Below are 24,979 nucleotides of genomic sequence, written 5' to 3' on the forward strand. Positions count from 1 at the left end.
GTGATATGCTGCGCGCATGCCTACCGTACTGATTATTGACGACAATGCCGCCGTGGCCATCGCGCTCGACGTGCTGTTCTCCCTGCACGAAATCGACGCCGTGCGCGCCGCCTCGCCCGAGGAGGGCCTGCGCCTGCTCGAGCGCCACGCCATCGACCTGGTGGTGCAGGACATGAACTTCACGGCCGACACCACCTCGGGCGAGGAAGGCGGCGCGCTGTTCCATGCCATCCGCGCGCGCTACCCGGACCTGCCCGTGATCCTGCTGACGGCATGGACCCAGCTCGACGCGGCGGTCGACCTGATCAAGTCCGGCGCGGCCGACTACCTGGCCAAGCCATGGGATGACCGGCGCCTGATCGCTTCCGTGCAGAACCTGCTGGAACTGGGGCAGGCCAACCGCGCGCTACGCCAGCGCGTGGTGGCAGAGCAGCGCCAGCGCCACGTCCTGGAACACGATTTCGACTTGCGCGGCATGGTGTGGCAAGACCCGGCCACGGAACGAGTCGTGCACCTGGCGTGCCAGGTGGCGCGGGCCGACGTGCCCGTGCTCATTTCGGGGCCGAACGGCAGCGGCAAGGAGCGCATCGCCGCCATCGTGCAAGCCAATTCCCAGGTTGCCGGCGGTCCCTTCGTGGTGCTCAATTGCGGCGCCGTTCCCGTGGAGCTGATCGAAGCGGAACTGTTCGGCGCCGAGGCGGGCGCCTACACCGGCATCACCCGCGCGCGCGACGGCAAGTTCGACGCGGCCGACGGCGGCACCTTGTTCCTCGACGAGATCGGCAACCTGCCGCTGGCCGGACAAATGAAACTGCTGCGCGTGCTGGAAACGGGACGCTTCGAGCGCCTCGGTTCGAACCGCGAGCGGCAAGTGAAAGTGCGCGTCATCAGCGCCAGCAACGCCGACCTGCCCGCGATGATCAAGGCCGGCACGTTTCGCGAAGACCTGTTCTACCGCCTGAACGTGATCGAACTGCGCCTGCCGCCGCTGGCCCAGCGCCCGGCCGACATCCTGGTGCTGGCGCGCCACTTCCTGGGCAGCGAAAACACGCTGGACGCCCAGGCCCAGGCTACCTTGCTGGCGCACGGCTGGCCAGGCAATGTGCGCGAACTGAAAAACGTCATGCAGCGCGCCAGCCTGCTGGCGGCAGGTAAGGTGATCCGCGCGGAGGAACTCGGCTTGCCGCTGGCGACGGCGCCGCGCACGCTACAGGATGGCGCCGGCACGGAACCGGACCGCGACAGCGTCACCGCCGCCCTGGCGCGCGCGCACGGCGTGGTGGCGCAGGCGGCGCAGGAACTGGGGCTGTCGCGCCAGGCACTGTACCGGCGCATGGAGCGCCTGGGCATTGCGCGCGGCTGATGGCCTACCGTCGCATGCGCCTCTCCCTGCTCACGCGCTGGACGGCGCTGATCGTCACCTTGCTGGTGCTGGGCATCATCATCGCCCTGCTGCTCGCGCATTTTTTGCCAGGCCAGCCGCTGCTGGTGCTGGCGGCTACGCTGCTGTGCGTGCTGCCGGTGGCCGTCATTACCATCCGCGCGCAACTGCAGGCGATGCTGTCGCTGTTTCGCGCCTTGAGCGGCACGGTGGCCAGCTACCAGGACGGCGACTTCGGCTTCAGCTTGCGCTGGCCGCAGAACGATGAACTGGCCGACCTGGTGGCGGCCCACAATGCGCTCGGCGACGTGCTGCGCAAGCAGCGCCTGGACCTGGTGCAGCGCGAACTGCTGCTCGACACCATGGTGCAGAACACGCCGGTGGCCATGCTGCTGGTGGCCGAAGGCAGCGCCATCGTCTACGCCAATCTGGCCGCGCGCCAGCTGCTGCACCACGGCCGCCGGCTCGAGGGACACCACCTGGCCGACATCGTGCGCGAGGCGGCACCGGCCCTGGCCGAAGCGCTCGCGCGCCGCAACGACGGTTTGTTTACCAGCGGCGAAGGGGAACAGGAAGAGGTGTATCACCTGGCGCGGCGCAGCTTCAGCCTGAACGGGCGCAAGCACGAGCTGCTGCTGCTGCGCCAGCTGACGCTGGAGCTGCGGCGCCAGGAAGTGCAGACCTGGAAAAAAGTCATCCGCGTCATCAGTCATGAGCTCAACAACTCGCTGGCGCCACTGGCCTCGCTGGCCCATTCCGGCGCCGAGCTGGTGCGCCGCGGCCAGACGGAACGCCTGCCGCAAATCCTCGCCACCATCGAAGAGCGCACGCGCCATCTGGAAACTTTCATCCTCGGCTATGCGCGCTTTGCCAAGCTGCCCGCGCCGCGCCTGGCGCCATGCGAATGGCAGCCCTTCCTCGCCAGCCTGGCCTCGCAAGCGGCCTTCACGCTCGACGGCCCGCCGCCCGCGCAGGCGGCCGTGTTCGATGCGGCGCAAATGCAGCAGGCGCTGCTGAACCTGCTCAAGAATGCGCTGGAATCAGGCTCGCGGGAGGAACATATCGGCCTGCACCTCAGCCAGGCACAAGGGCAGTTGCGCATCGAAGTGCGCGACCGAGGTCCGGGCATGAGCGGCGCCGTGCTGGAAAACGCGCTGGTGCCGTTTTATTCCACCAAGCGCAGCGGCACGGGACTGGGCCTGGCCCTGGCGCGCGAAATCGCCGAAGCGCATGGCGGACGCATCACCCTGGCCAACCGCGAGGGTGGCGGCCTGGCGGTGACACTGATTCTTCCCTTGCTGGACAGAAATTAGTTACTGGCGCAACGATTTTTCCATCACATACTGCGCAATTATTTTTCGGTATTATATTGATAATTAGAGTTTTTAATATTGCAACATCACGAGCACTATGCCCGTGTGTTAGGAATAAGCTATTTAAGTTTGCACAATGATATAAAAATAGCTCATTGACAATGAAATATCCTGGCGATAATTTATCTGAGCGGTACGGTTTTTTTGAAACATTAATCGTTTTTTCGCGGGGATAAACATGAAACTGAAATCACTCATCGCAGTAGCACTCTTGAGCGCGGCTTCCATCGGCGTAGCGCAGGCAACAGCGTACAACGTGGACCTGACCAACACCACCGGCAACCTGTGGACGGGCGGCTTCAACGCCACGCCCAATCCGCTCGGCGACTTTACCGATACCTTCACCTTCACACCCGATGCGACTTTCGGCTCGACCGCGCAAGCCTTCCTGGCCAACCTGTCGGTCACGGGCAGCGACGCTTCCGCCATCAACTTCAGCGGAGCCAACCTGAACGGCATCGCCCTGACGGGCTTTGGCGGCCCCACCGTCTTTGGCTATGCCCAGGGCGAAATACTGGCGCAAACCAGTCTGCTGTTCAACGGTCCCATGGTTCTCACTGTCATGGGCAGCAGCAATGGCGGCAGCTATGGCGGCACCTTCAACCTGAACCTGGCCCCGGTTCCCGAACCGGAAACGTATGGCATGCTGCTGGCTGGCCTGGGCGTACTGGGCTTCCTGGCGCGACGCCGCAAGCAATCTTGAGCTCCCCTCCCAAAAGACGCTGCGGCGTCTTTTTTTCAGCCGGCTGCTAAACTGCCGCCATGACGACCGACTTTACCTCCACCAGCCACACCGCTTTCAGCCACCCTGGACACCCGCCAGCCACCACCACCGAGCACCGCGGCATCCGCTACCTGCACCTGGGTACCAAGTGGGTGCAAGGCGCCATGCGCCTGGATAAACCCGATGCCATCGAACTCGAATACGTGCAGATGATGATGATGTGGATGCTGTTCAAGACGCAGCCAAAACGCATCGTGCAACTGGGCCTGGGCAGTGCCGCGCTGACCAAATTCAGCTACCGCCGCTTTCCCGACGCCACGGTCACGGCCATCGAACTCAATCCAAACGTGATCGCCATCTGCGGCGCCCAGTTTGCACTGCCGCCGAACGATGCGCGCCTGGACGTGCGCGAAATGAATGCGCTCGACTTCGTGCTCGACCCCGCCAACCACGGCACGGTCGATGCGCTGCAAGTGGATCTGTACGACGAGGATGCGCGCGGCCCCGTGCTCGACACGCCCGAGTTCTACCAGGCTTGCTATGACTGCCTGACGGACGACGGCATCATGTGCACGAATGTCTTCGGCGACTTCCCCAACTACGACAAGAACTTGCAGGCGATGGAACTGGTGTTCGACGCCGTCGTCTGGGTGCCGGAAATGGAAGATGAAAACATCGTCGTGCTGGCCTTCAAAAAATCGCCATCGCTCGACTTCAGCGATTTATATGAACGCGCCGCTACCATCAAGAAACAGTTCAACCTGCCCGCCAAGAACTGGGTCAACGGCTTGAAGCAGTGGATGCAGGACCAACATTAAACCCCATCAGGCGCGGCGCCCGTGCGATCTCATTCAGGAACCTCTTCCCATCTTCCTTCGGCGCGATAAAATCCCAGCTTCCTGTCGCCCTTGAAGCGCGCGGCCGTCATCAGGCCAGCGAGCTGGCTGGAAATCAACAGGTCGCCCGATTGCGCATCCCTGGCGATCTGCCTGGGCGCCATTGCATCGTCGCGGAAAAACCTGCTCGTGAAGTAGATGATGTTGCCCTTGTCATCCTTTTCCGCGACTGAACGCTCGAGGTCCACCGCCTGTATATGTTGCGTCGCATTCACGATGTAAAACGGCTGCTCCACCGCTTCACCGCCCGCCATGATGCAGGCGGGGGCGAGCAATTGCATGTCCTGGCCGGCGGCGCCGGCGAGGAACTCAGCCAGGCGGGCCGAGACCAGCGGCACCTCGCCGGGCAGCCACAGACAGTCATATTTCAATAGCCGCTCCCTGGGACAGACAAAATGCACGGGTGGCTTGTCCATGCCGGGCGGGAAAGGCGCCCCCTGCAGCAGGTTCAGGTAGTCGAAGTTCGAGCCAGCCGTCTCATACGACCCACGTTCCTTGTCGTAGGAACCGGTGAGTTTGTCATTGTAATAAATCGGGGCTTTCCAGCTCAGTATCATGGGCAGTCCTCTTCCGCGGCTTGGCAAAAGCCTATTGTGCCAACTTCGCCTGTCCAGCCGCGCCAGCTTGCGCAAGCACTGCGCCCAGGCGGCGCGCCAGGCCATCCATGTTCTCGGCCGGCACCTGCGCATAACCGAGCAGAAAACCGTTCCAGCCCGCCCCGTCCCCCGTGCCGTGCGCCGACAGCGCCAGCGCCACGATGCCGTCCTGCGCGGCGCGGCGGCTCAGTGCCAGGTCATCCCATGCGCTATCGTGAAAACGCAGCGCCAGGTGCATGCCGGCCGTGCCGCCATGGATGGCCGCGCCCGCGCACGCATGGCGCTGCAGGGCCTCGCTCAAGGCGTCGCGGCGCTGCCGATACAGCCTGCGCATGCGGCGCACGTGGCGCGCAAACAGGCCGCTGCGCAGGAACTCGGCCAGCGCTAGCTGTTCGGCCACGCGCCCCCGTGCGGCGCCCTGTGCCTGCATCTGCGCGAAGGCCCTGGCCAGCGCCGCCGGCACGACGATAAAGGCCAGGCGCAAAGCGGGAAACATGGTCTTGCTGAAGGTGCCCAGATACACGACGGGCGCGTCGGCCACCAGTCCCTGCATGGCAGCCAGGGGCGGCCCGCCATGGCGAAATTCGCTGTCGTAATCGTCTTCGATGATCAGGGCACCCGCCGCGCGCGCGTGTTCGAGCAGCGCCATGCGGCGCGCGGGACTGAGCACGCTGCCCGTCGGATACTGGTGCGACGGCGTGGTATAGATCAGGCGCGGCGGCGTATCGCGCCAGTCTTGATCCGTCGGCGCGATGCCTTCCATGTCGACGGCGATGCCCGTCACCTGCAAGCCGGCGCCACGGCCCGCCGCCAGCGCGCCGCCATAGCCGGGATGCTCGATCCACAAGGTATCGCCCTGGTCGGCAAAGGCGCGCAGGCAGACATCGAGACTGCTTTGCGTACCGTCCGTGATGAACACCTGGCCCGCATCGCAGACGACACCGCGCGCGGCGCGCAAATGCTCGGCGATGGCCATGCGCAGCTGCGGCTCGCCGGCAGGGTCGCCATAATTGAGCTGGCGCGGCGTCAGCGCGCGCCACGCCCGGTCCAGCATGCGCCGCCACTGCGCCAGCGGAAATTCATCGAGCGCCGGCACGCCGGGCGCGAATGCCCCCATGGCGTCGGCGGGAAACACCAGCGCCGCATTCACATCCTGTCCCGCCACCCCGCGCAAATGCCGGGCGCGGCGCGACAGGCCATCCTCGTTGCCTTCGGTCGGCGGCGCCAACGCCGCACCAGCGCTGCCAGCGACGACGGTGCCGCGCCGGTCCGGCAAAACAAACCCTTCGCTGGCCAGCTGCTCGTAGGCGTACAACACGGTATTGCGCGCCACGCCCAGTTCGGCGGCCAGCACGCGCGTGGCGGCCAGCCGCGTGCCGGGCGCCAGCTGGCCGCCGCGGATCGCCGCGCGCAGGCATTCATGCAGCAGGCGCTGGCGCGGCCAGCCCCGCTCGCGGTGCGTGCGCTCGAACGCGCCCAGCAGCAAAGCAAAATCCATGCGCCTCCTTTGTGGCTCCAAATTATTCATCAGGTCTGGATCTTTTTTCAGGGCCAGATGCCGATTATAGTGCGGCCTGCTTCTTCAACCAACCGGACTTCCGCCATGACCGCTACCGCCCTGCCTCCCAGCCCCCGTACCCGCGTGCGCCGCGTCGCCGAACTGGCCAGCTACGAGCAAGCCACCGTGCACGCCATCCTCGATGCCGCCTACCTGTGCCATATCGCCTTCCACGACGACAAGGGCAGCCATTGCATCCCGACCGCCTGCTGGCGCATTGACGGCCACCTGTACATCCATGGCTCGAACGGCAGCCGCATGCTCAAGCGCCTGCAGGATAGCGACGTCTGCGTGACGGTGACCCATCTCGACGCTCTGGTGCTGGCGCGCTCCGCCTTCAACCACACGATGAACTACCGCTCGGCGATGATCTATGGGCAGTTCAAGAAAGTAAGCGATATCGGCCAGCAGCATGCGGCCATGGATGCGCTGATGGAAAAGCTGGCGCCGGGACGCCTGGCGCACGTGCGCGGCGGCAGCGCCAAGGAATACGCGGCCACCACAGTGCTGCGCATCGCGCTCGAGGAATGCGCCGTCAAGCAGCGCAAAGGGGGCCCGCTGGACGACGCTGGCGACATGGCGCATGCCGTCTGGACGGGCGAACTGCCGTTTACGCACGGCCGTGGCGCGGCCATCGCCGATGCGCTCAACACCAGCGACCTGCCCGCGTATGCCGCCGCCTGGAGCACGGAATCCGCTTGACCGTCCGGCGTGCTTGCCCGATGATCGGCATTGATGGCGATCGCCACCAATTCACCAACCGATCCAATCACGCATGGAGCATATGATGATGAAGCGAGTATCCCTGGCCGCGGCCCTGACGGCAATGCTGGCCTGCGGCGGCAGCGGCGCGGCGCTGGCAGCCGACACGGGCGATGCGGCCCTGAAGGCGGCCATTGCCGGCAGTGCGCGCACGCCGGCCAACGTCACGCGCGATGGCGCCCGCCACCCGTATGAAACGCTGACGTTCTTCGGCATCAAGCCGAGCATGACGGTGGTGGAACTGGCGCCGGGCGGCGGCTGGTACACGGAGATCCTCGCGCCCTACCTGCGCGAGCATGGCAAGCTGATCGCGGCCGGCAACGACCCGCAGTCCGCCAGCGAAGGCGCACGCCGTGGCGCGGCGCGCTTCCAGCAAAAACTCGACGCCAACCCGGCCGCTTTCGGCAAGGTGGAAATCGGCGCCTTCGCCCCGCCCACCACCTACCGCATCGCGCCCAAGGGCACGGCCGACATGGTGCTTACCTTCCGCAATATCCACAACTGGATACCAATCGGCGACGAAGGCATGCAAATCCTGTTCAAGCAAGTGTATGACAGCCTGAAACCGGGCGGCGTGTTCGGCGTCGTCGAGCACCGCCTGCCGGCCAGCAAGGTGCAGGATGCCACGGCCAGCAGCGGCTACATGCACGAAGCGTACGTGATCAAGCTGGCCGAAGGCGCAGGCTTCAAGCTGGCGGCCAAATCGGAGATCAACGCCAATCCGAAAGACCATGCCGACCATCAGGGCGGCGTCTGGGCCCTGCCGCCCACCTACGCCAACAAGGACGTGGAACGCGACAAGTACACGGCCATCGGCGAGAGCGACCGCATGACCTTGAAGTTCGTCAAGCATTGAAAAAATGGCGGCGGGCCGATACGGCGCGCCGCCAGCGCTGCTTCAAACGCTATCCTAGATAAACAAGCCATACACCGCGCAATAGCGCGACACGAACGTACACTGCTTCCCGATACCGGCTTCGGTGCACTCAATCAAAGCCTGCACGCATTCACCGTAGGTAGGCTGCGCGTATGCGGTGTTCAAGGCGCCGGCAAAAACGATGGCAGTACAGAACAGAAAAACGGCTTTTTTTGCATTGATCATTTTTATTCAGTTTCTGAAAAAGTTGAGCCAATCTAAAAGCTATTGAACTGGAAGATCACAATAGCGCGTGCAAGCAGGTAGCGACACGCTCAGACGTGGATACCGTACACGCCGCACAGGCGACGCACCAGCGCGCAGTCGTTTTCATTACCATCGGCGAGACAGGAATCACGTGCCTCTTCACACGTTTCACGCGAAGGCAAGGCATATGCGCTCGAACTGATGGCACCGGCGAAACCGACAGCGGCACAGAAGACAAATACGGCTTTCTTGAAATTGATCATTTTTATCCCGTTAGCAAAAAAAGTTCATCGTTATAAAAAACCAGGGCAGAACGCCAGCCGCCAACCTCCATCTATCGATAGACGTATAGCGCATAAAAATAGTAGCACCAAAGAAAGTTACCAAATACGCAAACAAGAAAACAAGATAACGTTTCTTGTTTGGCCAGTTTCAAACAATAAAAACCGGCCTGCCGCCATTCTGCCGCGCACTTGCATGGTAAGCGGCGAAAAAAAACCGCAGGCGACGCTGCGGTTTTTGTAGCCAGGCTTATTTCTTCACGTCCTTCGGCTTCACCGGCACCAGGCTCAAGTCCTGAAAGTCGTAGCTGAAGTCCGTCTCGGCCGACACGGGCACCATTTTTACCCTGTCGATGCTGCCATCGGGATTGAGCGAAAACGTCACGTAGGCGTCGGCATTGAAGTTGCGCTCTTTCCAGCGCACGATGAAGGTGTCGTGCTGCCAGTGTTCCAGCTCGCCCGTCAGGTCCGGCGTGCGCGTAAAACTGAGGATATGTTTTTTCCCTTCCGGCTTGATCACGACCTTGCCGTACCAGGCGTCTTCATACTCGCCGTCATACGCCGCCAGCGGCAGCGACGGCTGCGATTTCGCCGCGCGCGCGCTCGACGCCTTGCCCTGCTTTTTCACTTCTTCCGCATGCTGGTCCTGCTCCACCTTGGCCACCAGCGCCAGCCAGTCCGACGGCGCCACCTGCAGGTAATGGTCGAGGATGCGCCATTGCAGCGCCGTCATCGAACCGCCATTTTCCGCATTGGTGAGGATGGCCACGCCCAGTTTCGCTTCCGGCACCATCACCACGCGCGAATAAAATCCCTGCAGCGCGCCGCCGTGCATGGCGACCTTCATGCCCTTGTAGTCGCGCAGCTGGAAGCCCAGGCCATATGCGCTGAAGTTCGGTTTCGTCGCGGCCAGCGCCGGCTTCGGCTCGGCAATCTTGATCGGCGTCTGCGCCGTCCACATCTCGCGGCCCTGCTTTTCACTGAACAGGCGCGCTTCCTTGCCATCCTTGCCCTGCACGCCGGCGATCTTGCCGCCATCGAGCAGCACCATCATCCACTTGGCGATGTCTTCCGCATTCGTGTTGATGCCGACGGCGCCCACGGCGTTCGGCACGGGCATCGACTTGACGGCGGCGATCTTGCCGTCGATCTTGCTGTGCGCACTGGCGACGTCGGGCTTGCCCGCATTCTCGGCCAGGCTGGTGGTGGTGCCCGTCATGCCCAGCGGTGCCAGGATGCGTTCGTGCATGGCCTCGCCCCAGCTTTTCCCCGCCTTATCGGCGATGATCTTGCCGGCCACGATGTACAGCAGGTTATCGTAGGCATAGCTGTTGCGAAAACTCGTGGCCGGACGGATGTAGCGCAGCTTCTCGATGATCTCGTCGGTGCTGAACGTGGTGGTGGGCCACCACAGCAAGTCGCCGGCGCCCAGCCCCAGACCGCTGCGGTGCGTCAGCAAATCGCGGATGGTCATGGCGCCCGTCACGTAGGAATCATGCATCTGGAAGCCGGGCAGGTGCTTCGTAACCGGATCGTCCCAGGCCAGCTTGCCCTCGTCGACCAGCATGGCCAGCGCGGCGGCCGTGAAGCCCTTCGAATTCGATGCCACTTCGAACAGGGTCTGCGCATCGACGGCGGCCGGTTCGCCCAGCTTGCGCACGCCAAAGCCCCTGGCGGTGACGACCTTGCCATCCTTGACGATGGCAATCGCCATGCCGGGCACGTCGAACACTTTCAGGGCGGTGGCCACGTCGCGCTCAAGATCGAAGGCGGGCGCGGGCGCTGCGGCAACGACGGGTACTGCATCGGCTGCCAGCGCTGGCAAGGCGATGCTGGAAAACGCCAGCACGATGGCGGCGGCGAGACGGTTCATGGTATGCATGGTCAGGATGTCCAAAGAAGGTTCAATGCGCTTGCGCGGCCATCAATTTATCGACGCTTTCCTGCGTCACCGGGTGGTAGCGTTCGCGCGCCTGCGCATACACGTCCTTGGCCCAGGCATGGCCTTGCGGCGTCTTCATCAAGGCGCTGTACAGCGGCACGACGAACTTCTGGCGGCCCACGCTCAGCAGGAATGCCTGCAAGGGCTGGCGCACGTCGTAGCCGGCGTTCACGGAGGCCAGGTAGAAGCGGTAGGCCACTTCATTGTTGCCGCTCTTGCCCACGCCATACACCTGGTCCAGCTCACGCAATTGCGCCGCGCTGGCCTTGTTGTTGATGTCGTTCAGGAAGTGCATCGATTCGATGGCGATCCACTTGTCCATGCCCAGGTCTTTGGTCGCCAGTTCGCCCTTGAGCCAGGCGTCGCGGTGCTGGTCGAGCAGCGCCAGGCGCGGCGAGACGACGCGCTGCGCGCTGGCCGGCACGCCCGTGCCATACAGCCATTCCTCGAGCTCCGCTTGCGGCATGACGTCCGGATGCTGCGCCAGCAAGTTCTTGCGCAGGTAGGCGATGAACTGCTCCGTCGTCACGCTCTGGAACGCATGCTGGTCGAACCAGCCGCGCAGGAAGGGGTCGAACACGGCGCGGCCCGCGCGGCGCTCCATGGTGGCCAGGAACCAGGCGCCTTTCGGGTAGATGATGCCGTCGTCCGTGTACGTTTCCGCGGGATTGGCATCGGCATCGCGCGTGATCAGCGCCGTTTTCGCCGCCGGCAATTCGCGGATCGAGGCGGCCAGTTCTTCCTGGTCGACCTGCACGCCCATCTGCGCCACTTCGCTGCCATACAGCTGCTCGACGATGCGCGTCGTGACGTAGGTGGTGAAGCCTTCGTTGAGCCACATGTGCTTCCACGACGCGTTGGTGACCAGGTTGCCCGACCACGAGTGGGCCAGTTCATGCGCAATCAGGTCGACCAGGCTGCGGTCGCCCGCGATCATGGTCGGCGTGAGGAAGGTCAGGCGCGGGTTTTCCATGCCGCCGTAGGGGAACGATGGCGGCAGCACGATCATGTCGTAGCGCCCCCAGCCATACGGGCCATACAGCGCTTCGGCCGCCTGGATCATCTTTTCCGTATCGGCCAGCTCGTATTCGGCCGCCTTGATGCGCGGCGGTTCCGCATACACGGCGGAACGGGGGCCGAGCTTGCGCACTTCCAGCTCGCCGATGGCAATGGCCAGCAGGTACGATGGAATCGGCTGCGGCATCCTGAACTTCCAGCCGCCCTTGCCGGTCGCCTTTTCGTCGTTCTCGGCGCTCATCACGACGCGCATGCCGCTTGGTGCCTCGATGCGCGCGCTATACGTAAAGCGCACGGCCGGCGTATCCTGCGACGGCACCCACGAGCGGGCGTTGATGCTTTGCGACTGGCTGAACATGAAAGGCAGCTTGCCCGACATCGTCTGCTGCGGCGTGAGCCACTGCAGCGCGATGGCGTTCGGCGCCGTGTGATAGTAGACGCGCACTTTGCCCGGCTGGCCCGTGGTGGTGATACGCAGCGCCTGGCCCTTTTCTGGATCGGCCTTGTCCAGCCGGTACGGCGCCATCTGCCATGCGCCGCGCTTGTCCTGTACCTGCACTTTCGCGATCGACAGATCGCGCGTATCGAGCACCAGGGTGCGCGCCGCGGGATCGATCCAGTTCAAGGACAGCTCGGCATAGCCGGACAGGGTCTTTTGCTTGAAGTCGGCTTTCAGGTCCAGTTGCAGGTCGCGCGTGCGCACCTGGTCGTAGCGCGCGTAGCTGAGGGGATCGGCGTGCGCGGCCAGGGTCACCTGGCAAAGTAGCGCACAGCCCAGCGCGCGCAGGAAGGTCAAAGTTTGCATGGTCGTCTTTTGAATGATTTGCGAAAGCCCCGGTCCGTGTGCGCCGGGGCGTCGCGCAGAATAGCACTTCCGGCGCGGGCCGGCAGAAAAAAAGCGCCGGGATGGCCGGCGCTTTTTCCCTATTTTGTCTCGGCCTTGGCCTCGGGCGCCTTCAGCGGCGTATTCAAATCCTTCATCAGGTTGTTCTTGTCGCGGTCCAGCTTGAACAGCTCCAGGCGCGACGGCGTGATTTTTCTCGGCCAGGCGTTATTGCTGGTGTCGATATCGGCCGTCTCCCAGTACGGGTCCTGCACCAGGCCCACCATCGGCTCATCCGTGATGATCACCTTGCTGATCTTGTGCGGCGCGTAGCGCCACACTTCGGCCGGTACGCGCTCGATGATCTTCTTGCCGCTTTGCAGTTCGATTTCCAGGATCAGCGGCATCACCAGGCCGCCGAGATTCGAAAAATCGACCAGGTACAGATGCTTGCCCATGTTGCGCTGTTCCAGCAGCTTTTTCTCCCACGGCTCCAGTGTTTCCTGCTCTTCCGCATAGCTGTTGCGGTCCTTGTTGGTGACCGTGAAGTCGTCGTGCCGGTTATAGAAATCCTTCAGCGCCGGATCGATGTCGACCTTCTTCGGCAGCGCCTTGTTGCGCTGGTCCGAGATCGAGATGGGCTGCGCCGCCTTCTGCGCCTTCTTCCACGCCTTTTCCGTTTCCGGATTTTTCGTGCTCACGCCATATTCGCTGATGCCGTCGATGCTGATGTCGACCGCGTCGGTGGTATAAAACCAGCCGCGCCAGAACCAGTCCAGGTCCGTGCCGGAAGCGTCTTCCATGGTGCGGAAAAAGTCGGCGGGCGTCGGGCGCTTGAACTTCCAGCGCAAGGCGTACTGCTTGAAGGCGAAGTCGAACAGTTCGCGCCCGAGGATGGTCTCGCGCAGGATGTTGAGCGCCGTGGCCGGCTTGTCGTAGGCGTTCGCCGTGAACTGCAGCAGGGATTCGGAATTGGTCATGATGGGCACCTGGTTCTGGCTGCGCATGTAGTCGACGATCTTGCGCGGCTCGCCATTCCAGGACGGGAAATGCTCTTCCCACGCCTGCTCCGCCAGGTACTGCAGGAAGGAATTGAGGCCCTCGTCCATCCACGTCCACTGGCGCTCGTCCGAGTTGACGATCATGGGGAAATAATTGTGCCCCACTTCATGGATGATCACGCCGATCAAATCATATTTGGCCGTCTTCGAATACGTGAGTTCCCCCGTCTTCTTGTCCTTCACGGGACGCCCGCCATTGAACGCAATCATCGGATACTCCATGCCGCCCACGGCGCCGTTGACGGAAATCGCATTCGGATACGGATAGTCGAAACTGTACTTGTTGTACTGCTCGATCGCGTGCACGACGGCGCGCGTGCTGTACTGCTGCCACAGCGGATTGCCCTCGTTCGGATAGTAGGACATGGCCATCACGCGCTTGCCGCCGCTGTCCAGTCCCTGCGCATCCCAGATGAACTTGCGGCTCGAGGCCCACGCCACGTCGCGCACATTGGCCGCCTTGAAGTGCCAGGTTTTCATCCCCGTTGGCTTGCCTTTTTCCGCCGCCAGCGCCTCGGCGGGCGTGACCACCAGCAGCGGCGCAGCGCTGGTTTTTGCCCGCGCCAGGCGCTCGCGCTGCGCCGCGCTCAATACGGCGGCAGGATTCTGCAGCTCACCCGTGGCGGCCACCACGTGGTCGCCCGGCACCGTCAGGTACAGCTCGTAGTCGCCAAATTCCAGCGTGAATTCGCCGGAGCCGAGGAACTGCTTGTGCTGCCAGCCAACGGCGTCGTAATACGCAGCCATGCGGGGGAACCACTGCGCGATCTGGAAAATCGTGTTCTTGTCGTCTTCAAAATACTCGTAGCCGGAGCGCTCGACCAGCACCTTCTGGTCATTGATCCGATACGACCAGTCGATATTGAAGCTGATGCTCTGGCCAGGCGCCAGCGCCACCGGCAGATCGATGCGCAGCATGGTCTGGTTGACGACATGCGGCAGCGGCTTGCCGCTGGCCGCTTTCACGGCGGTGAGCTTGAAGCCGCCGTCAAATTCGCGGCCCGCATGGAGGGCGCGCAAGTCTTCGAATTTCAGCGCTTCCTCTTCAGTGCCACTGAGCCAGGCCTGGCGCGACGGCGCGCTCAAGACGCGGCGCTGGTCGGCATCCTGGCGCAAGCCATTCTGGTCCAGCTGCAGCCACAGATACGCGAGGCTGTCCGGCGAACGGTTGTGATAGGTGATCTGTTCGCTGGCCGTGATTTCGCGGCGCGCTTCGTCCAAGGTGGCGCGGATCACGTAATCGGCGCGCTGCTGCCAGTAGGCGTGGCCCGGCGCGCCGGACGCCGTGCGGTAGCTGTTCGGCGTGGGCAGCAATTCTTCCAGCTGGCGGAACTTGTCGTCGAAGGGCGCGGCGGCGCACAGGCCGGGCAAGGGAGCAAACAAGGTCAGGCACAAGGCAAGCAAGCGGACAAGGACCGGCATGGCGCATTCCATCTGGGAGTCGTGGACAGACTGCATTCTAAGTCGAGTCTGTTTGCAAATCGCTCATTGTTGTGGAAGTCCCACACACCAGCCAGTGCCATGCCCCGGCGGCACTGGCGCCGGCACGGGCATTGGCGTATGATGCGCCTCGAACATTGGGGAGTAGTCGTCCCGCGGTCCTGCCGCGGGAACCTGTATCAACATAATTGGCCCGCAGGCCATGGTGCAGGTGGTTGCAGAACTTGACGAGACCATTGATCCAGGGCGGCCGCATGGGCCGGAGTCGCCCGTGGATCATTGGTTAATTCGTCCGGCCCGCGTACCTCTTGCAATCTCATGGAAGCATTCCTCATCTCCACCGGCATGGTCGGTCTCGCTGAAATCGGCGACAAAACCCAACTCCTGGCCTTTCTGCTGGCCGCCAAATTCCGCAAGCCTTTGCCCATCGTGCTGGCCATTTTCGTCGCCACCGTCGCCAACCACGCGTTCGCCGCCGCCGTCGGCGCCTGGATCACCAGCATGCTGGGACCCGACGTGCTGCGCTGGGTGCTGGGCGTGTCGTTCCTGGCCATGGCCGCCTGGACCCTGATCCCCGACAAGCTCGATGAAGACGAGACGAAACTGGCCAGGTATGGCGTCTTCCTGACCACCCTGATCGCCTTCTTCATGGCGGAAATGGGAGACAAGACGCAGGTGGCGACCGTGGCGCTGGCAGCGCGCTACCACGACATCGTTTCCGTCGTGCTGGGCACCACCTTCGGCATGATGCTGGCCAACGTGCCGGCCGTGTACCTGGGCGACAGGATCGCCAACCGCGTCCCGCTGCGCCTGGTGCATGGCATCGCCGCCTTGATCTTTGCCGTACTGGGCGTGGCCACCCTGCTGGGGGCGGGCGCGGCTCTGGGCTTCTGAGGCAACCTCAAATAATTTCTCATTTACAATGTTAATGTTCATAATTACAATGTCGGCGACATGAACACTGGCGCGCTGATCCCGAACGGCCAGCGCGCTTTTTTGAGGAATGTATGCATTTGAACGGAAAGATGGCGGCGCTGTGCCTGGCCGCCTGTACCTGCCTGCTCCCCGCCGCCACGGCGTCACCCATGAACCACCATGCGGCAACGCAATCTGCGCCCGAAGTACGCACACGCGACCTGTTGCTGCTGGGCGCCGGCCTGATCCTGCTGCTCGGACGGCGCCGTCCCGAACACGACACGTGGCAAGACTAGACCAGCAATAGCACCACATACTCGCGGCCCTCGTCGCGCAGGGCGATGCTGTTGCCTTCCTGCGCCACGCCATCGAGCGACAATCCTGCCGGCCGCCCTTGCGCCTGTTCCACCGTGATGGCATAGCTGCTGGCGCCGAAACGGTAATGCAGCTTGAACGTGCGCCATTCGGCCGGCATGGCCGGCGCCAGACGTAGCACGTTCGCTTCCCGCGTCAGACCGAGCAGGGATTCGACGATCAGCCGGTACAGCCAGCCCGACGACCCCGTGTACCAGCTCCAGCCACCGCGCCCCACGTGTGGCGCCACGGCATACACGTCGGCCGTCACCACGTACGGTTCCACCTTGTAGCGCGCCACCGCTTGCGCGTCGACGCCATGGCGCACGGGATTGATCATGCGCAGCAGCTCCCACGCCTTGTCGCCATCGCCCATGCGGGCGAACGCCATCGCCGTCCAGATGGCCGCATGCGTGTACTGCCCGCCGTTCTCGCGCACGCCCGGCACGTAGCCACGGATATAGCCAGGATTGAGGTCGGACTTGTCGAACGGCGGATCGAGCAGCTGGATCACCCCGGAGTCGCGGCGCACGAGGCGCGCATCGACCTGGCGCATGGCGCCGGCCACCCGCTCCTTGCTGGCAGCGCCCGACAGCACGCCCCAGCTTTGCGAAATGGAATCGATCTGGCATTCCTCGTTCGTGTGCGATCCCAATGGCGTGCCGTCGTCGAAATACGCGCGCCGGTACCACTCGCCATCCCACGCGTGTTCCTCGACATTGGCCGCCAGTTTCACGGCTTCGTCGCGGCAGAACTGGGCGAACGCGGCGTCGCCGCGCAGCACGGCCACTTCGGCGAAGCGCTGCAGCACTTCGTACAGGAAGAAGGCCAGCCACACGCTCTCGCCCTTGCCATGCTCGCCCACCTTGTCCATGCCGTCATTCCAGTCGCAGGAACCGATCAGCGGCAAGCCGTGCACGCCCATGCGCAAGCCGTGGCGGATGGCGCGCACGCAATGCTCGTACAGGTCGGCCGACTCGCCCGAGCGCACGGGCAGGTCGTAATACGAATCCTCTTCCGGCTTGACGGCCCGCCCTTCGATGAAGGGCGCCACTTCCGACAGTACGTTGACGTCGCCCGTGGCGATCACGTAACGGCAGACGGCCAGCGGCAGCCACAGATAATCGTCGGAGCAATGCGTGCGCACGCCCCGGTCCGACGGCGGATGCCACCAGTGCTGCACGTCGCCTTCGACAAACTGGTGCGCGGCGCACAGCAGCAAGTGGCCGCGCAGCAGCTGCGGCGCCGTGTGGATCATGGCCATCGCGTCTTGCAGCTGGTCGCGGAAACCGTAGGCGCCGCCCGACTGGTAATAGCCGCTGCGCGCCCACAAACGGCAGGCGATGGTCTGGTACATCAGCCAGCCATTGGCGATCACATCCAGCGACGGGTCGGGTGTTTCGATGCGCACGGCCCCCAGGGTGCTTTCCCAGTGCGCGCACACCGCGTCGAGCGCACTGCGGGCCGCATCCTTGCCCGCATGGCGCTGTACCATGGTGCTGGCGTCGGCATTGCGGCGCCCGCCCACGCCGAGCAGGAAAACGATTTCGCGCTCCTGTCCCGGCTGCAGTTCGAACGGCACCTGGATGGCGGCACACTGGTCCAGCCCCGTGCCCGCCTTGCCGGACAAACGCACGCGGCGCAACGCAGCCGGCTGCGCCAGGCTGCCGTTGCGGCCGATGAATTCATTGCGGTCGCAGGTAATGGAACGGATGCTGGCGTCCGTATTGAAAAAGCCGACGCGGCCGGAAAACTCCGTGTTGTAGTTATTGCGCGCAAACAGGGCGCCGCTGATCGTATCGACTTCGGTGGCCACGTGCATGCCGGACTTGGCGCGCAGGTCGGCCATCACCCATTCCACGTAACCGGTGACGGACAGGCGGCGCGGCACGCCGCTGTCGTTGCGCACCTTGATCACCGAGTATTTGACGGCCGCATCGAGCGCCACATAGGTGCACAATTCCGTGGCGATGCCGCCTTCGCTGTGTTCAAAAATGCTGTAGCCGAAACCGTGGCGCGTCACGTAGTCGCCGCTGCCGCGCGCGGGCAGGGACGAAGGCGACCAGAACTGGCCGGTTTGCTCGTCGCGCACATAAAACGCTTCGCCGGACAGGTCGGACACAGGGTCGTTCTGCCATGGCGTGAGGCGGAATTCATGCGCATTCTCGCTCCACGTATATGCCTGGCCAGCTTCCGACACCACCGTGCCGAACTGCGCATTGGCCAGCACGTTCGACCACGGCGCCGGCGTCTGCCTGCCTTCTGCCGTGGTAATCACGTATTCGCGCCCATCGGGCGTGAAACCGCCGAGGCCATTTTCCAGGATCAGCTCGCGCTGCGGCGCCCGGTGCGGCACGCCGCCATGCTCGCGCGCCGGGTCCTGCAGCAACGGCGGCATGCGCAGCACGGGGCTCGGCGGACGCTTGACCTGCTCGGCCAGGGTGCCGCGCAAATCGCTGATGATGGCGCGCGCCACCGATTGCAGCAAGATGCGGTCTTCGTTGGCGATCTGCTCGGCCAGGCGCACGAAGATGCCGCCCGGGCGGTCGATCGCCTGCGCATCGATGCCCGAGGCGATCAAGCCCATGATCTGGTCGTGCAACAGTTGGCGGTAGCCCGACTGCTCTTCGTACCAGATCACCAGGTCGACCACCAACCCTTTCAGGCGCCAGTAGGCATGCGCCTGCACCATCTGGCGCGCCAGTTCGATATTGGCCACATCGCGTATCTGCAGCAGCACGATGGGCAGGTCGCCGGAAATCGCATACGCCCACAGGCCCGACTGGCCGCGCTGGTTCTTGATCAGGATGCTGGCTTCGGCGCGCAGGGACGCATTCGGATAAATCACGGCATTGGCCAGGCGCGCATACAACTGCGCATCGGCTTCGCTGGCATTCAACTGGCGCAGCACCACCTGGCTGTGCGTCCAGGCCAGTTCGAAGACGCGGTCGGCCAGATGGCGGTCCTGGTATTTATCGATCAGGTGCAGGGCCGCCTCGCGCTGCTCCACCATGCCGGTCACGCTGTCGATGGTGACGGCCTGGTCGGGTTCGAGCGTGATGACGTAGCGGATGGCCACGATGGGGTCGAGCACGGAACCGTGCCCGCCACCGAGCGGACCGTCTTCCTGCAGCGCCTGCGGCAGCTGCGCCGTGTTGCCACGGCCGATGAAGCGCGCGCGGTCCGTCTCGAACGACACGGCATACTGGTCGATATCGTGCACCGTCATCACATGCAGCAGCCACGGCATCTGCTCATCTTTTGAGCGGGGCCGGCGCGTGCATAAAATCGCATTTTCAGGCGCGAGGATTTCCGTCTGCACGAACAGCTTGCTGAACGCGGGATGGGCCGCGTCGGCGGCCGCCGGCGCCATCACCACTTCGGCAAAACTGGTGATCTCGATACGCCGCTGGCGGTTCGAATTATTGCTGATGCGGGTGCGCCGGATTTCGATGTCGTCCTCGGGCGAGACGACGATTTCCGTGTACAGGTCGAGGCCATGGTCGGCGCGGCGGAACTCGGCCCGGCCTTCCGAAAAGATCACTTCATATTTCTTCGGTTCGGCCAGGGTCGGCTGGTATGTGGTGGACCAGACTTCACCGTCGTCGAGGTCGCGCAGGTAGCAGAAATTGCCCCAGTTATCGCGCGTGCTGTCCTCGCGCCAGCGCGTCACGGACAGGTCTTTCCAGCGGCTGTAGCTGCCACCCGCATTGCTCACCATGACGTGGTAGCGGCCATTCGACAGCAGCTGCGTTTCGGGTACGGCACTGTTGGCCTGCGTGAGGATGCGCATCGGCATGGCCTGCTCGGGCGCGCCGCTGCGCAGCACCGCCAGTTCGGCCGTGTTCGAGTAAAACGCACCGGCCTGCGGCGTGCGTTCCTGCAGCACCAGCAAGGCCGATTGCAGCAGCGGATCGGACTCGAAGCGGCGCTGCATCGGGCGGTCATGCAGCAGGTAACTGAGAGCCAGAAAGCCCATACCCTGATGGTGCACCATGAACGAGCGGATAACGGCGCTGCTCTGCCCGCGCGGCAAACGCGCCGTGGTGAAATCGACGGCTTCGAAAAAGCCGTAGCGGCCCATGTAGCCGGCCGCCTGCATGCGCTGCAGGTTCTGGCACGACGCTTCCGGCTGCACCATCAGCCCCATCATGCTGGCATACGGCGCCACCACCAGATCGTCGGCCAAGCCACGCTTGAGGCCCAGGCCGGGCACGCCAAAGGCGCGGTACTGGTAATTCAGGCTGGCGTCGACGGTGTTGTAGCCGGATTCGGAAATCCCCCACGGCACGTCGCGCTGGCGTCCGTAATCGATCTGCGCCTCGATGACGGAATGGTAGGTCTGGTCGAGCAGGGTGTTCGGGTAGTTCGGCATCACCAGGAGCGGCATCAGGTACTCGAACATCGAGCCGCTCCACGACAGCAGCACGGGTTGGCCGGCCACCATGCACAACTGGCGGCCCAGGGCAAACCAGTGCTCCTGCGGCAGCTGCCCCTGGGCGATGGCGATGAAGCTGGCCAGGCGCACTTCGGAAGCGAGCAAATCGTAGTAGCTGGGGTCCAGGCGCCGTTCGCTGACGTTGTAGCCGATGGCCAGCAGTTTGGTCGAAGGGTTGTACAGGAAGCCGTATTCGATTTGCGCAAAGTCGCGCGCCTGGCCCGCCGCGTGGGCGATGTCGCGCATGTGGCGGCCCGCCTGTTCGCGTCCCTGTACCAGCAAGGCGGCCAGCCCGGAAGGCAGGCCTTGCGGCGCTTCCAGGTTGGCCAGTTCACGCAGGGTCGGCACGCGCAGCCATGCCGCATCGATGCCGGCCTGCGCCGCCCACGGCGCCAGCTGCAGCAACTCGGCCAGCGCCGCGCGGCACTGGCGCGCCAGCGCGCCCGCCCACATGGACAGCTCGCCATCCTCGCTCTGCAGGGTCAGCGACAGCAGCGCGTCGGCCGCACCATTCGCGGCGGCGAGATAAGCATGCCATTCGGCCAGGGTGGCGGGCGCGGCCTGCGCCTGCAACAGGCCCATGCTCTCGCGCATGGCCTTGCCCTCGCCTTCGGCGGCAATGAACTCCTGCAGCACCTGCGCCGTCGTGCGGATGCCTTGCACCACCTGCGCGCCGATGATCGGGGCGTCATACAGTTCCACCAGTCCCGGCTGCAAGGTCAGCAAGTGGCCGGCCAGGTTGCCGCTGTCGACCGTCGAAATGTACATCGGCTGCAGCGCCTTGAGCGTTTGCGTGTCGTACCAGTTATAGAAATGGCCCTGGAAGCGTTCCAGCTCGCCCATGCTGTGCAGGGTAGCGCGGCTGCGCTCGATCAGCTGGCCCAGGGTCACATACCCGAAATCGTAGGCCGTCAGGTTGGCCAGCAATGCCAGGCCGATATTCGTCGGCGAGGTGCGGTGCGCCACCACCAGGTTCGGGTGCTCCTGCATGTTATCGGGCGGCAGCCAGTGGTCGTCCGGCCCGACGAAGGTATCGAAATACGCCCAGGTCTTGCGCGCCACACCATGCAAAAAACGCCCCTGTTCGGCAGACAGGCGCGCCACGGCCCGCTCGATGGGGCGGCTGATCCACCACGCGATGGCAGGTGCGGCCAGCCAGAGCAGCAGCACCACGGCGGCGGCGGGCAACGCTTCCGGGCGCCAGTGCAGCAAGGCGGCAAAGGTGACCAGCGCCAGCGCGGGCGAGCACCACATGGCGCGCCAGCTGTCTGCCTGCGAGCCGGAAGACGTATGCAGGTTCGAAGCACGCCAGTCGAGCAAATGCTTGTGCGACACGCCCAGACGCCACAGGGTGCGGGCGATGGCATCGAGGCTGATCCACGCTTCGTACGGCAGGAAGACGAGGGTCAGCATGGCATGCGAGAACTGCACGCTGCAGCGCCGCTCGAACGCGGCCAGATGCTGGCCCCACAGGGTGTCGCGCGGTTTGCGCAGCAGATCGTACAGGGCCGAAAAAACGGGCGGCAGGAAGATGATGGCCAGCACCGCCACGCTCCAGAAAACCACGTGCGGCAAGAAGCCCCACACCAGCAGCAGCGACAGGGTGGTGGCCGGCGCCACGATGCTGCGGCGCAGGTTGTCGAACAGCTTCCAGCGCGACAGCATCGACAGGGGATTGCGTTCGCGCTTGCCGGCGCGGCCCGGCACACGGCCCAGCAGCCAGCCGATCAGCTGCCAGTCGCCGCGGATCCAGCGCTGGCGGCGGCTGACGTCGGCGTCGTAGCGGGCCGGATATTCCTCGTACAATTGCGAGTCGCTGAGCAAACCGGCGCGCAGGTAGCAGCCTTCGAGCAGGTCGTGGCTGAGGATTTTATTGTCGGGCAAGCGCTGGCCCAGCACGCGCTCGAACATGTCGAGGTCATAGATGCCCTTGCCGATGAACGAGCCTTCATAAAACACGTCCTGGTACAGGTCGGAGACGGTGCGCGTGTACGGGTCGATGCCCGGCTCGCCGCCGCACAGCAGCTCGTAGCGCGAGGCGTTCGCGCTGGGCAGCGCCACGGCCACGCGCGGCTGCAAAATGCCGTAGCCGGCCACCACGCGCGTGCCGGCCGCGTCCAGCACGGGACGGTTCAAGGGGTGCATCATGGTGGCGATGAATTCGCGCGCCGCGTCGCGCGGCAGCTGCGTATCGGTGTCGAGCGTGATCACGTATTTGATCGTGCGCAGGCCGCGCAACTCGCCTTCCACCAGCGAGAATCTGTCGCGCGCGCCGCCGCGCAGGAAGGCGTGCAGGTCGGACAATTTGCCGCGCTTGCGCTCCTGCCCCATCCACGCATTCTGCTGCGAATTCCACAGGCGCGGACGGTGCAGCAGCAGGAACGGCCCCGCATGGCCCAGCTCTTCCGGGTCGGCCGGGTCGCCGTTATCCTTGAATTCGGCGCCTTCCACGCGGTATTTCTCATTCAAGCCACGGATAGTTTCCTGCGCCTGGCGCAGCAGGGCCTCGTCGCCGGGCATCGTTTGCGCATCGGCATCGACAAAATCCGTCAGCAGGCAAAAACGCAGGTTCGGGTCGCGGTTGGCGAGGTAACGCACTTCCAGCGCCTCGCATAGGGTCGCCACGTTTTCCGGGCTGTAGATCAGCGTCGGCACCACGACGATGCCGCGCGCATCGGACGGAATGCCGGACTGGTAATCCATGCGCGGCAGCGGATGCGGCGACGTCATCAGGGTTGCCAGCCAGTTCACCACGGCGACGGCCAGTTGGCTGCTGCCCAGCAGCGCCAGCGCGCCCAGTGCCGCGAGGGGCCAGCCCTGCACGCCATGGCGCACGGCGCGCTCGAGCAGCAAGGCGCTCGTCGCCAGGGTCAGAAACGAGATCGCGCCCAGGTAGACGGCCAGCGGCGCGGCGCGCGCCGTATGCTGCAGCGCCTCGATGAAGGGCAGCTTCGCGCCGGCCTGCTTTTCCAGCACCAGCACGCCGCGCCCCACCAGGTAAAAGCCGATATGGCCGCGGCGCGCGTCATTGCCGTTGCCGTGCGTGTGCGCCAGCTGCACCACCATCTCGGCCACGTCCACTTCGCTGCGCGCGCTGCGCCTGGCGATGCGTTCGATGGCGTGGCGGTAGCTGTCGCGCGTGGCGAAATCCATCAAGCCATAGGTGCCGGCCGGGTCCAGGCGCAGGGTTTGCTCGACCACGCTCATGGTCTCGACGAATTCCTGCCAATCCATGGTGCCGAGAAAACGCAGGCTGCCGATGCTGTTGGCGATCGATACCTGGTCGGCCGCCTGCTGCCCGATTTCGGACTGGATCTGCTGCTCGATGGTGAGGCCCGACTCGGCCAGCTTGTGCGTCAGCCACGACAGCGCCAGGGTCAGCGAAGAACTCTGTCCCTGCAGGCGGCGCGACAATTCGGCCACGAAGGCGCTGGTCATCGGCGGATTCGAGCGCGCCATGTCGGCCACCAGCAGGATCAAGCCGCTGGGATTGCGCTCGGCGATGTCCGTCATCTGGTCGGCCCAGGTATTGGCCAGGTCGCGCTGCATGCGGTCGTCGGCCACGCGCACGGCGACGCGGCGCAGGTTTTCGATCAGGGCCAAGCGCAGCATGATGGGCACGGCCCACAATTCGCCCAGGGTCAAGGTGGCCACGTCCTGGTAAGCCTCGACGAAGTGGCACAGGTTTTCCAGGTCGACCCTGCCATCGCCGTGCGAGATGATTTCCAGCGCGATCTTGTACACGCGCGGACAACCCGCGTCCACGCCGGAACTCAACCGTGGCAATTCCTTGCTGTAGTTCTTCGGCAGGTGGCGCCGCGTGGTGCGGATTTGCTCTTCGATCAGGTAAAAATTATCCAGCAGCCATTCCGAGGCGGGCGTAACCTGCCGTCCGCTTTTCACCGTGGCCGTTAACTCGTTGACGGTGGCCGTGATCAGGGCCGCATTGTCGGCCAGGCGCGCCAACAGGCGGTCGCGGCCATGGTGCTTGCCCACCGCATGGCCAGCGGCCACGTGCTTGCCGTGGGCGGCCATCTGCATGGCGCTGAACAACTCGGAACGCAGGGGCAAGGCATCGTCGCGCGCGGCGTCAAACGTATCTTGTGCCAGGGAATGATCGCGGAAGATTTCCTTGAATTTGGAAACATGTTCCTTGATCTGTTGCGTGACTACTGCTGTGTACTCTTTCAACTTGGGCCTCGCTAGGTGCGCGCAGGCAGCCAGCGGCCACTGTCACGCTGGCCCAGTCTGGAAGAACACGATCGGACACTGGCGAAGACGGAAAGCGAAGCGCC

At 64.1% G+C, this 24,979-nt stretch carries 16 protein-coding genes and 1 riboswitch; of the genes, 9 read left to right on the plus strand and 7 right to left on the minus strand.

Annotation, left to right across the window (positions count from 1 at the left end; genetic code table 11):
* The first annotated feature begins 16 nt into the window (after positions 1 to 16).
* The 4 genes from IGS61_RS26600 (at position 17) to IGS61_RS26615 (ending at position 4,296) form a co-directional block, all read left to right on the plus strand.
* On the plus strand, positions 17 to 1,363 hold the full coding sequence (locus IGS61_RS26600) for a sigma-54-dependent transcriptional regulator (protein WP_230542329.1): 1,347 nt from the start codon (positions 17 to 19) through the stop codon (positions 1,361 to 1,363).
* Between the two features lie 14 nt (positions 1,364 to 1,377).
* Complete coding sequence (locus IGS61_RS26605) at positions 1,378 to 2,694, plus strand: sensor histidine kinase (protein ID WP_230542330.1); 1,317 nt, start codon at positions 1,378 to 1,380, stop codon at positions 2,692 to 2,694.
* Positions 2,695 to 2,932: 238 nt separating this feature from the next.
* Positions 2,933 to 3,457, plus strand: coding sequence for an FxDxF family PEP-CTERM protein (locus IGS61_RS26610; RefSeq protein WP_230542331.1), 525 nt, complete (start codon positions 2,933 to 2,935; stop codon positions 3,455 to 3,457).
* A 59-nt stretch (positions 3,458 to 3,516) separates the two neighbouring features.
* Positions 3,517 to 4,296 carry a spermidine synthase gene (locus IGS61_RS26615; RefSeq protein ID WP_230542332.1) on the plus strand — a complete coding sequence of 260 codons (780 nt, stop codon included), beginning with the start codon at positions 3,517 to 3,519 and terminating at the stop codon, positions 4,294 to 4,296.
* A gap of 29 nt (positions 4,297 to 4,325) precedes the next feature.
* On the opposite strand, the gene IGS61_RS26620 is transcribed toward IGS61_RS26615, so the two are convergent.
* Both IGS61_RS26620 and pdxR read right to left on the minus strand, forming a co-directional pair.
* Entirely contained in the window at positions 4,326 to 4,931 is a 606-nt protein-coding gene (locus IGS61_RS26620; protein WP_230542333.1) for an imm11 family protein, read from the minus strand.
* 31 nt (positions 4,932 to 4,962) lie between these two features.
* Positions 4,963 to 6,468: a MocR-like pyridoxine biosynthesis transcription factor PdxR gene (pdxR, locus tag IGS61_RS26625; protein ID WP_230542334.1), complete on the minus strand. Its 1,506-nt coding sequence runs from the start codon at positions 6,466 to 6,468 to the stop codon at positions 4,963 to 4,965.
* 105 nt (positions 6,469 to 6,573) lie between these two features.
* Here pdxR and IGS61_RS26630 point away from each other — a divergent pair, with 105 nt between their 5' ends.
* Both IGS61_RS26630 and IGS61_RS26635 read left to right on the plus strand, forming a co-directional pair.
* The gene (locus tag IGS61_RS26630; RefSeq protein ID WP_230542335.1) at positions 6,574 to 7,230 is read left to right on the plus strand and encodes a pyridoxamine 5'-phosphate oxidase family protein; all 657 of its coding nucleotides are present in this window, start codon (positions 6,574 to 6,576) and stop codon (positions 7,228 to 7,230) included.
* 88 nt (positions 7,231 to 7,318) lie between these two features.
* The gene (locus IGS61_RS26635; RefSeq protein ID WP_230542336.1) at positions 7,319 to 8,146 is read left to right on the plus strand and encodes a class I SAM-dependent methyltransferase; all 828 of its coding nucleotides are present in this window, start codon (positions 7,319 to 7,321) and stop codon (positions 8,144 to 8,146) included.
* A gap of 54 nt (positions 8,147 to 8,200) precedes the next feature.
* Here the strand turns inward: IGS61_RS26635 and IGS61_RS26640 are convergent, their stop codons facing one another.
* Positions 8,201 to 8,392, minus strand: a complete 192-nt coding sequence (locus IGS61_RS26640; RefSeq protein WP_230542337.1) for a hypothetical protein — start codon at positions 8,390 to 8,392, stop codon at positions 8,201 to 8,203.
* A 222-nt stretch (positions 8,393 to 8,614) separates the two neighbouring features.
* Between IGS61_RS26640 and IGS61_RS26645 the strand changes: the two genes are divergently transcribed.
* Positions 8,615 to 8,938 carry a hypothetical protein gene (locus tag IGS61_RS26645; protein ID WP_230542338.1) on the plus strand — a complete coding sequence of 108 codons (324 nt, stop codon included), beginning with the start codon at positions 8,615 to 8,617 and terminating at the stop codon, positions 8,936 to 8,938.
* Between the two features lie 6 nt (positions 8,939 to 8,944).
* Here IGS61_RS26645 and IGS61_RS26650 read toward each other — a convergent pair whose 3' ends face one another.
* From IGS61_RS26650 to IGS61_RS26660, 3 genes are all read right to left on the minus strand, one after another.
* Positions 8,945 to 10,576 carry a serine hydrolase gene (locus tag IGS61_RS26650; protein WP_230542339.1) on the minus strand — a complete coding sequence of 544 codons (1,632 nt, stop codon included), beginning with the start codon at positions 10,574 to 10,576 and terminating at the stop codon, positions 8,945 to 8,947.
* Between the two features lie 22 nt (positions 10,577 to 10,598).
* Positions 10,599 to 12,458, minus strand: coding sequence for a M1 family metallopeptidase (locus IGS61_RS26655; RefSeq protein WP_230542340.1), 1,860 nt, complete (start codon positions 12,456 to 12,458; stop codon positions 10,599 to 10,601).
* A 119-nt stretch (positions 12,459 to 12,577) separates the two neighbouring features.
* On the minus strand, positions 12,578 to 14,959 hold the full coding sequence (locus IGS61_RS26660) for a M1 family aminopeptidase (protein WP_230542341.1): 2,382 nt from the start codon (positions 14,957 to 14,959) through the stop codon (positions 12,578 to 12,580).
* Positions 14,960 to 15,104: 145 nt separating this feature from the next.
* A riboswitch (yybP-ykoY riboswitch) is annotated at positions 15,105 to 15,274 on the plus strand.
* 21 nt (positions 15,275 to 15,295) lie between these two features.
* Between IGS61_RS26660 and IGS61_RS26665 the strand changes: the two genes are divergently transcribed.
* Together IGS61_RS26665 and IGS61_RS26670 are read left to right on the plus strand one after the other, a co-directional pair.
* Positions 15,296 to 15,871, plus strand: coding sequence for a TMEM165/GDT1 family protein (locus IGS61_RS26665; RefSeq protein ID WP_230542342.1), 576 nt, complete (start codon positions 15,296 to 15,298; stop codon positions 15,869 to 15,871).
* A 113-nt stretch (positions 15,872 to 15,984) separates the two neighbouring features.
* Positions 15,985 to 16,188: a hypothetical protein gene (locus IGS61_RS26670; protein ID WP_230542343.1), complete on the plus strand. Its 204-nt coding sequence runs from the start codon at positions 15,985 to 15,987 to the stop codon at positions 16,186 to 16,188.
* Here IGS61_RS26670 and IGS61_RS26675 read toward each other — a convergent pair.
* Entirely contained in the window at positions 16,185 to 24,812 is an 8,628-nt protein-coding gene (locus IGS61_RS26675) for a GH36-type glycosyl hydrolase domain-containing protein (protein ID WP_442908108.1), read from the minus strand. The two genes, IGS61_RS26670 and IGS61_RS26675, sit on opposite strands and share 4 nt — an antisense overlap.
* Positions 24,813 to 24,979 lie beyond the last annotated feature (167 nt).

Origin of the sequence: Janthinobacterium sp. FW305-129, from assembly GCF_020858115.1 — a bacterium.
Lineage (GTDB): Bacteria > Pseudomonadota > Gammaproteobacteria > Burkholderiales > Burkholderiaceae_D > Janthinobacterium.

Bases quoted from the DNA above. Each gene is read 5' to 3' on its own strand.
- IGS61_RS26600 (WP_230542329.1), top strand. From the start codon at position 17: ATGCCTACCGTACTGATTATTGACGACAATGCCGCCGTGGCCATCGCG.
- IGS61_RS26605 (WP_230542330.1), top strand. From the start codon at position 1,378: ATGCGCCTCTCCCTGCTCACGCGCTGGACGGCGCTGATCGTCACCTTG.
- IGS61_RS26610 (WP_230542331.1), top strand. From the start codon at position 2,933: ATGAAACTGAAATCACTCATCGCAGTAGCACTCTTGAGCGCGGCTTCC.
- IGS61_RS26615 (WP_230542332.1), top strand. From the start codon at position 3,517: ATGACGACCGACTTTACCTCCACCAGCCACACCGCTTTCAGCCACCCT.
- IGS61_RS26620 (WP_230542333.1), bottom strand. From the start codon at position 4,931: ATGATACTGAGCTGGAAAGCCCCGATTTATTACAATGACAAACTCACC.
- pdxR (WP_230542334.1), bottom strand. From the start codon at position 6,468: ATGGATTTTGCTTTGCTGCTGGGCGCGTTCGAGCGCACGCACCGCGAG.
- IGS61_RS26630 (WP_230542335.1), top strand. From the start codon at position 6,574: ATGACCGCTACCGCCCTGCCTCCCAGCCCCCGTACCCGCGTGCGCCGC.
- IGS61_RS26635 (WP_230542336.1), top strand. From the start codon at position 7,319: ATGAAGCGAGTATCCCTGGCCGCGGCCCTGACGGCAATGCTGGCCTGC.
- IGS61_RS26640 (WP_230542337.1), bottom strand. From the start codon at position 8,392: ATGATCAATGCAAAAAAAGCCGTTTTTCTGTTCTGTACTGCCATCGTT.
- IGS61_RS26645 (WP_230542338.1), top strand. From the start codon at position 8,615: ATGGCACCGGCGAAACCGACAGCGGCACAGAAGACAAATACGGCTTTC.
- IGS61_RS26650 (WP_230542339.1), bottom strand. From the start codon at position 10,576: ATGCATACCATGAACCGTCTCGCCGCCGCCATCGTGCTGGCGTTTTCC.
- IGS61_RS26655 (WP_230542340.1), bottom strand. From the start codon at position 12,458: ATGCAAACTTTGACCTTCCTGCGCGCGCTGGGCTGTGCGCTACTTTGC.
- IGS61_RS26660 (WP_230542341.1), bottom strand. From the start codon at position 14,959: ATGCCGGTCCTTGTCCGCTTGCTTGCCTTGTGCCTGACCTTGTTTGCT.
- IGS61_RS26665 (WP_230542342.1), top strand. From the start codon at position 15,296: ATGGAAGCATTCCTCATCTCCACCGGCATGGTCGGTCTCGCTGAAATC.
- IGS61_RS26670 (WP_230542343.1), top strand. From the start codon at position 15,985: ATGCATTTGAACGGAAAGATGGCGGCGCTGTGCCTGGCCGCCTGTACC.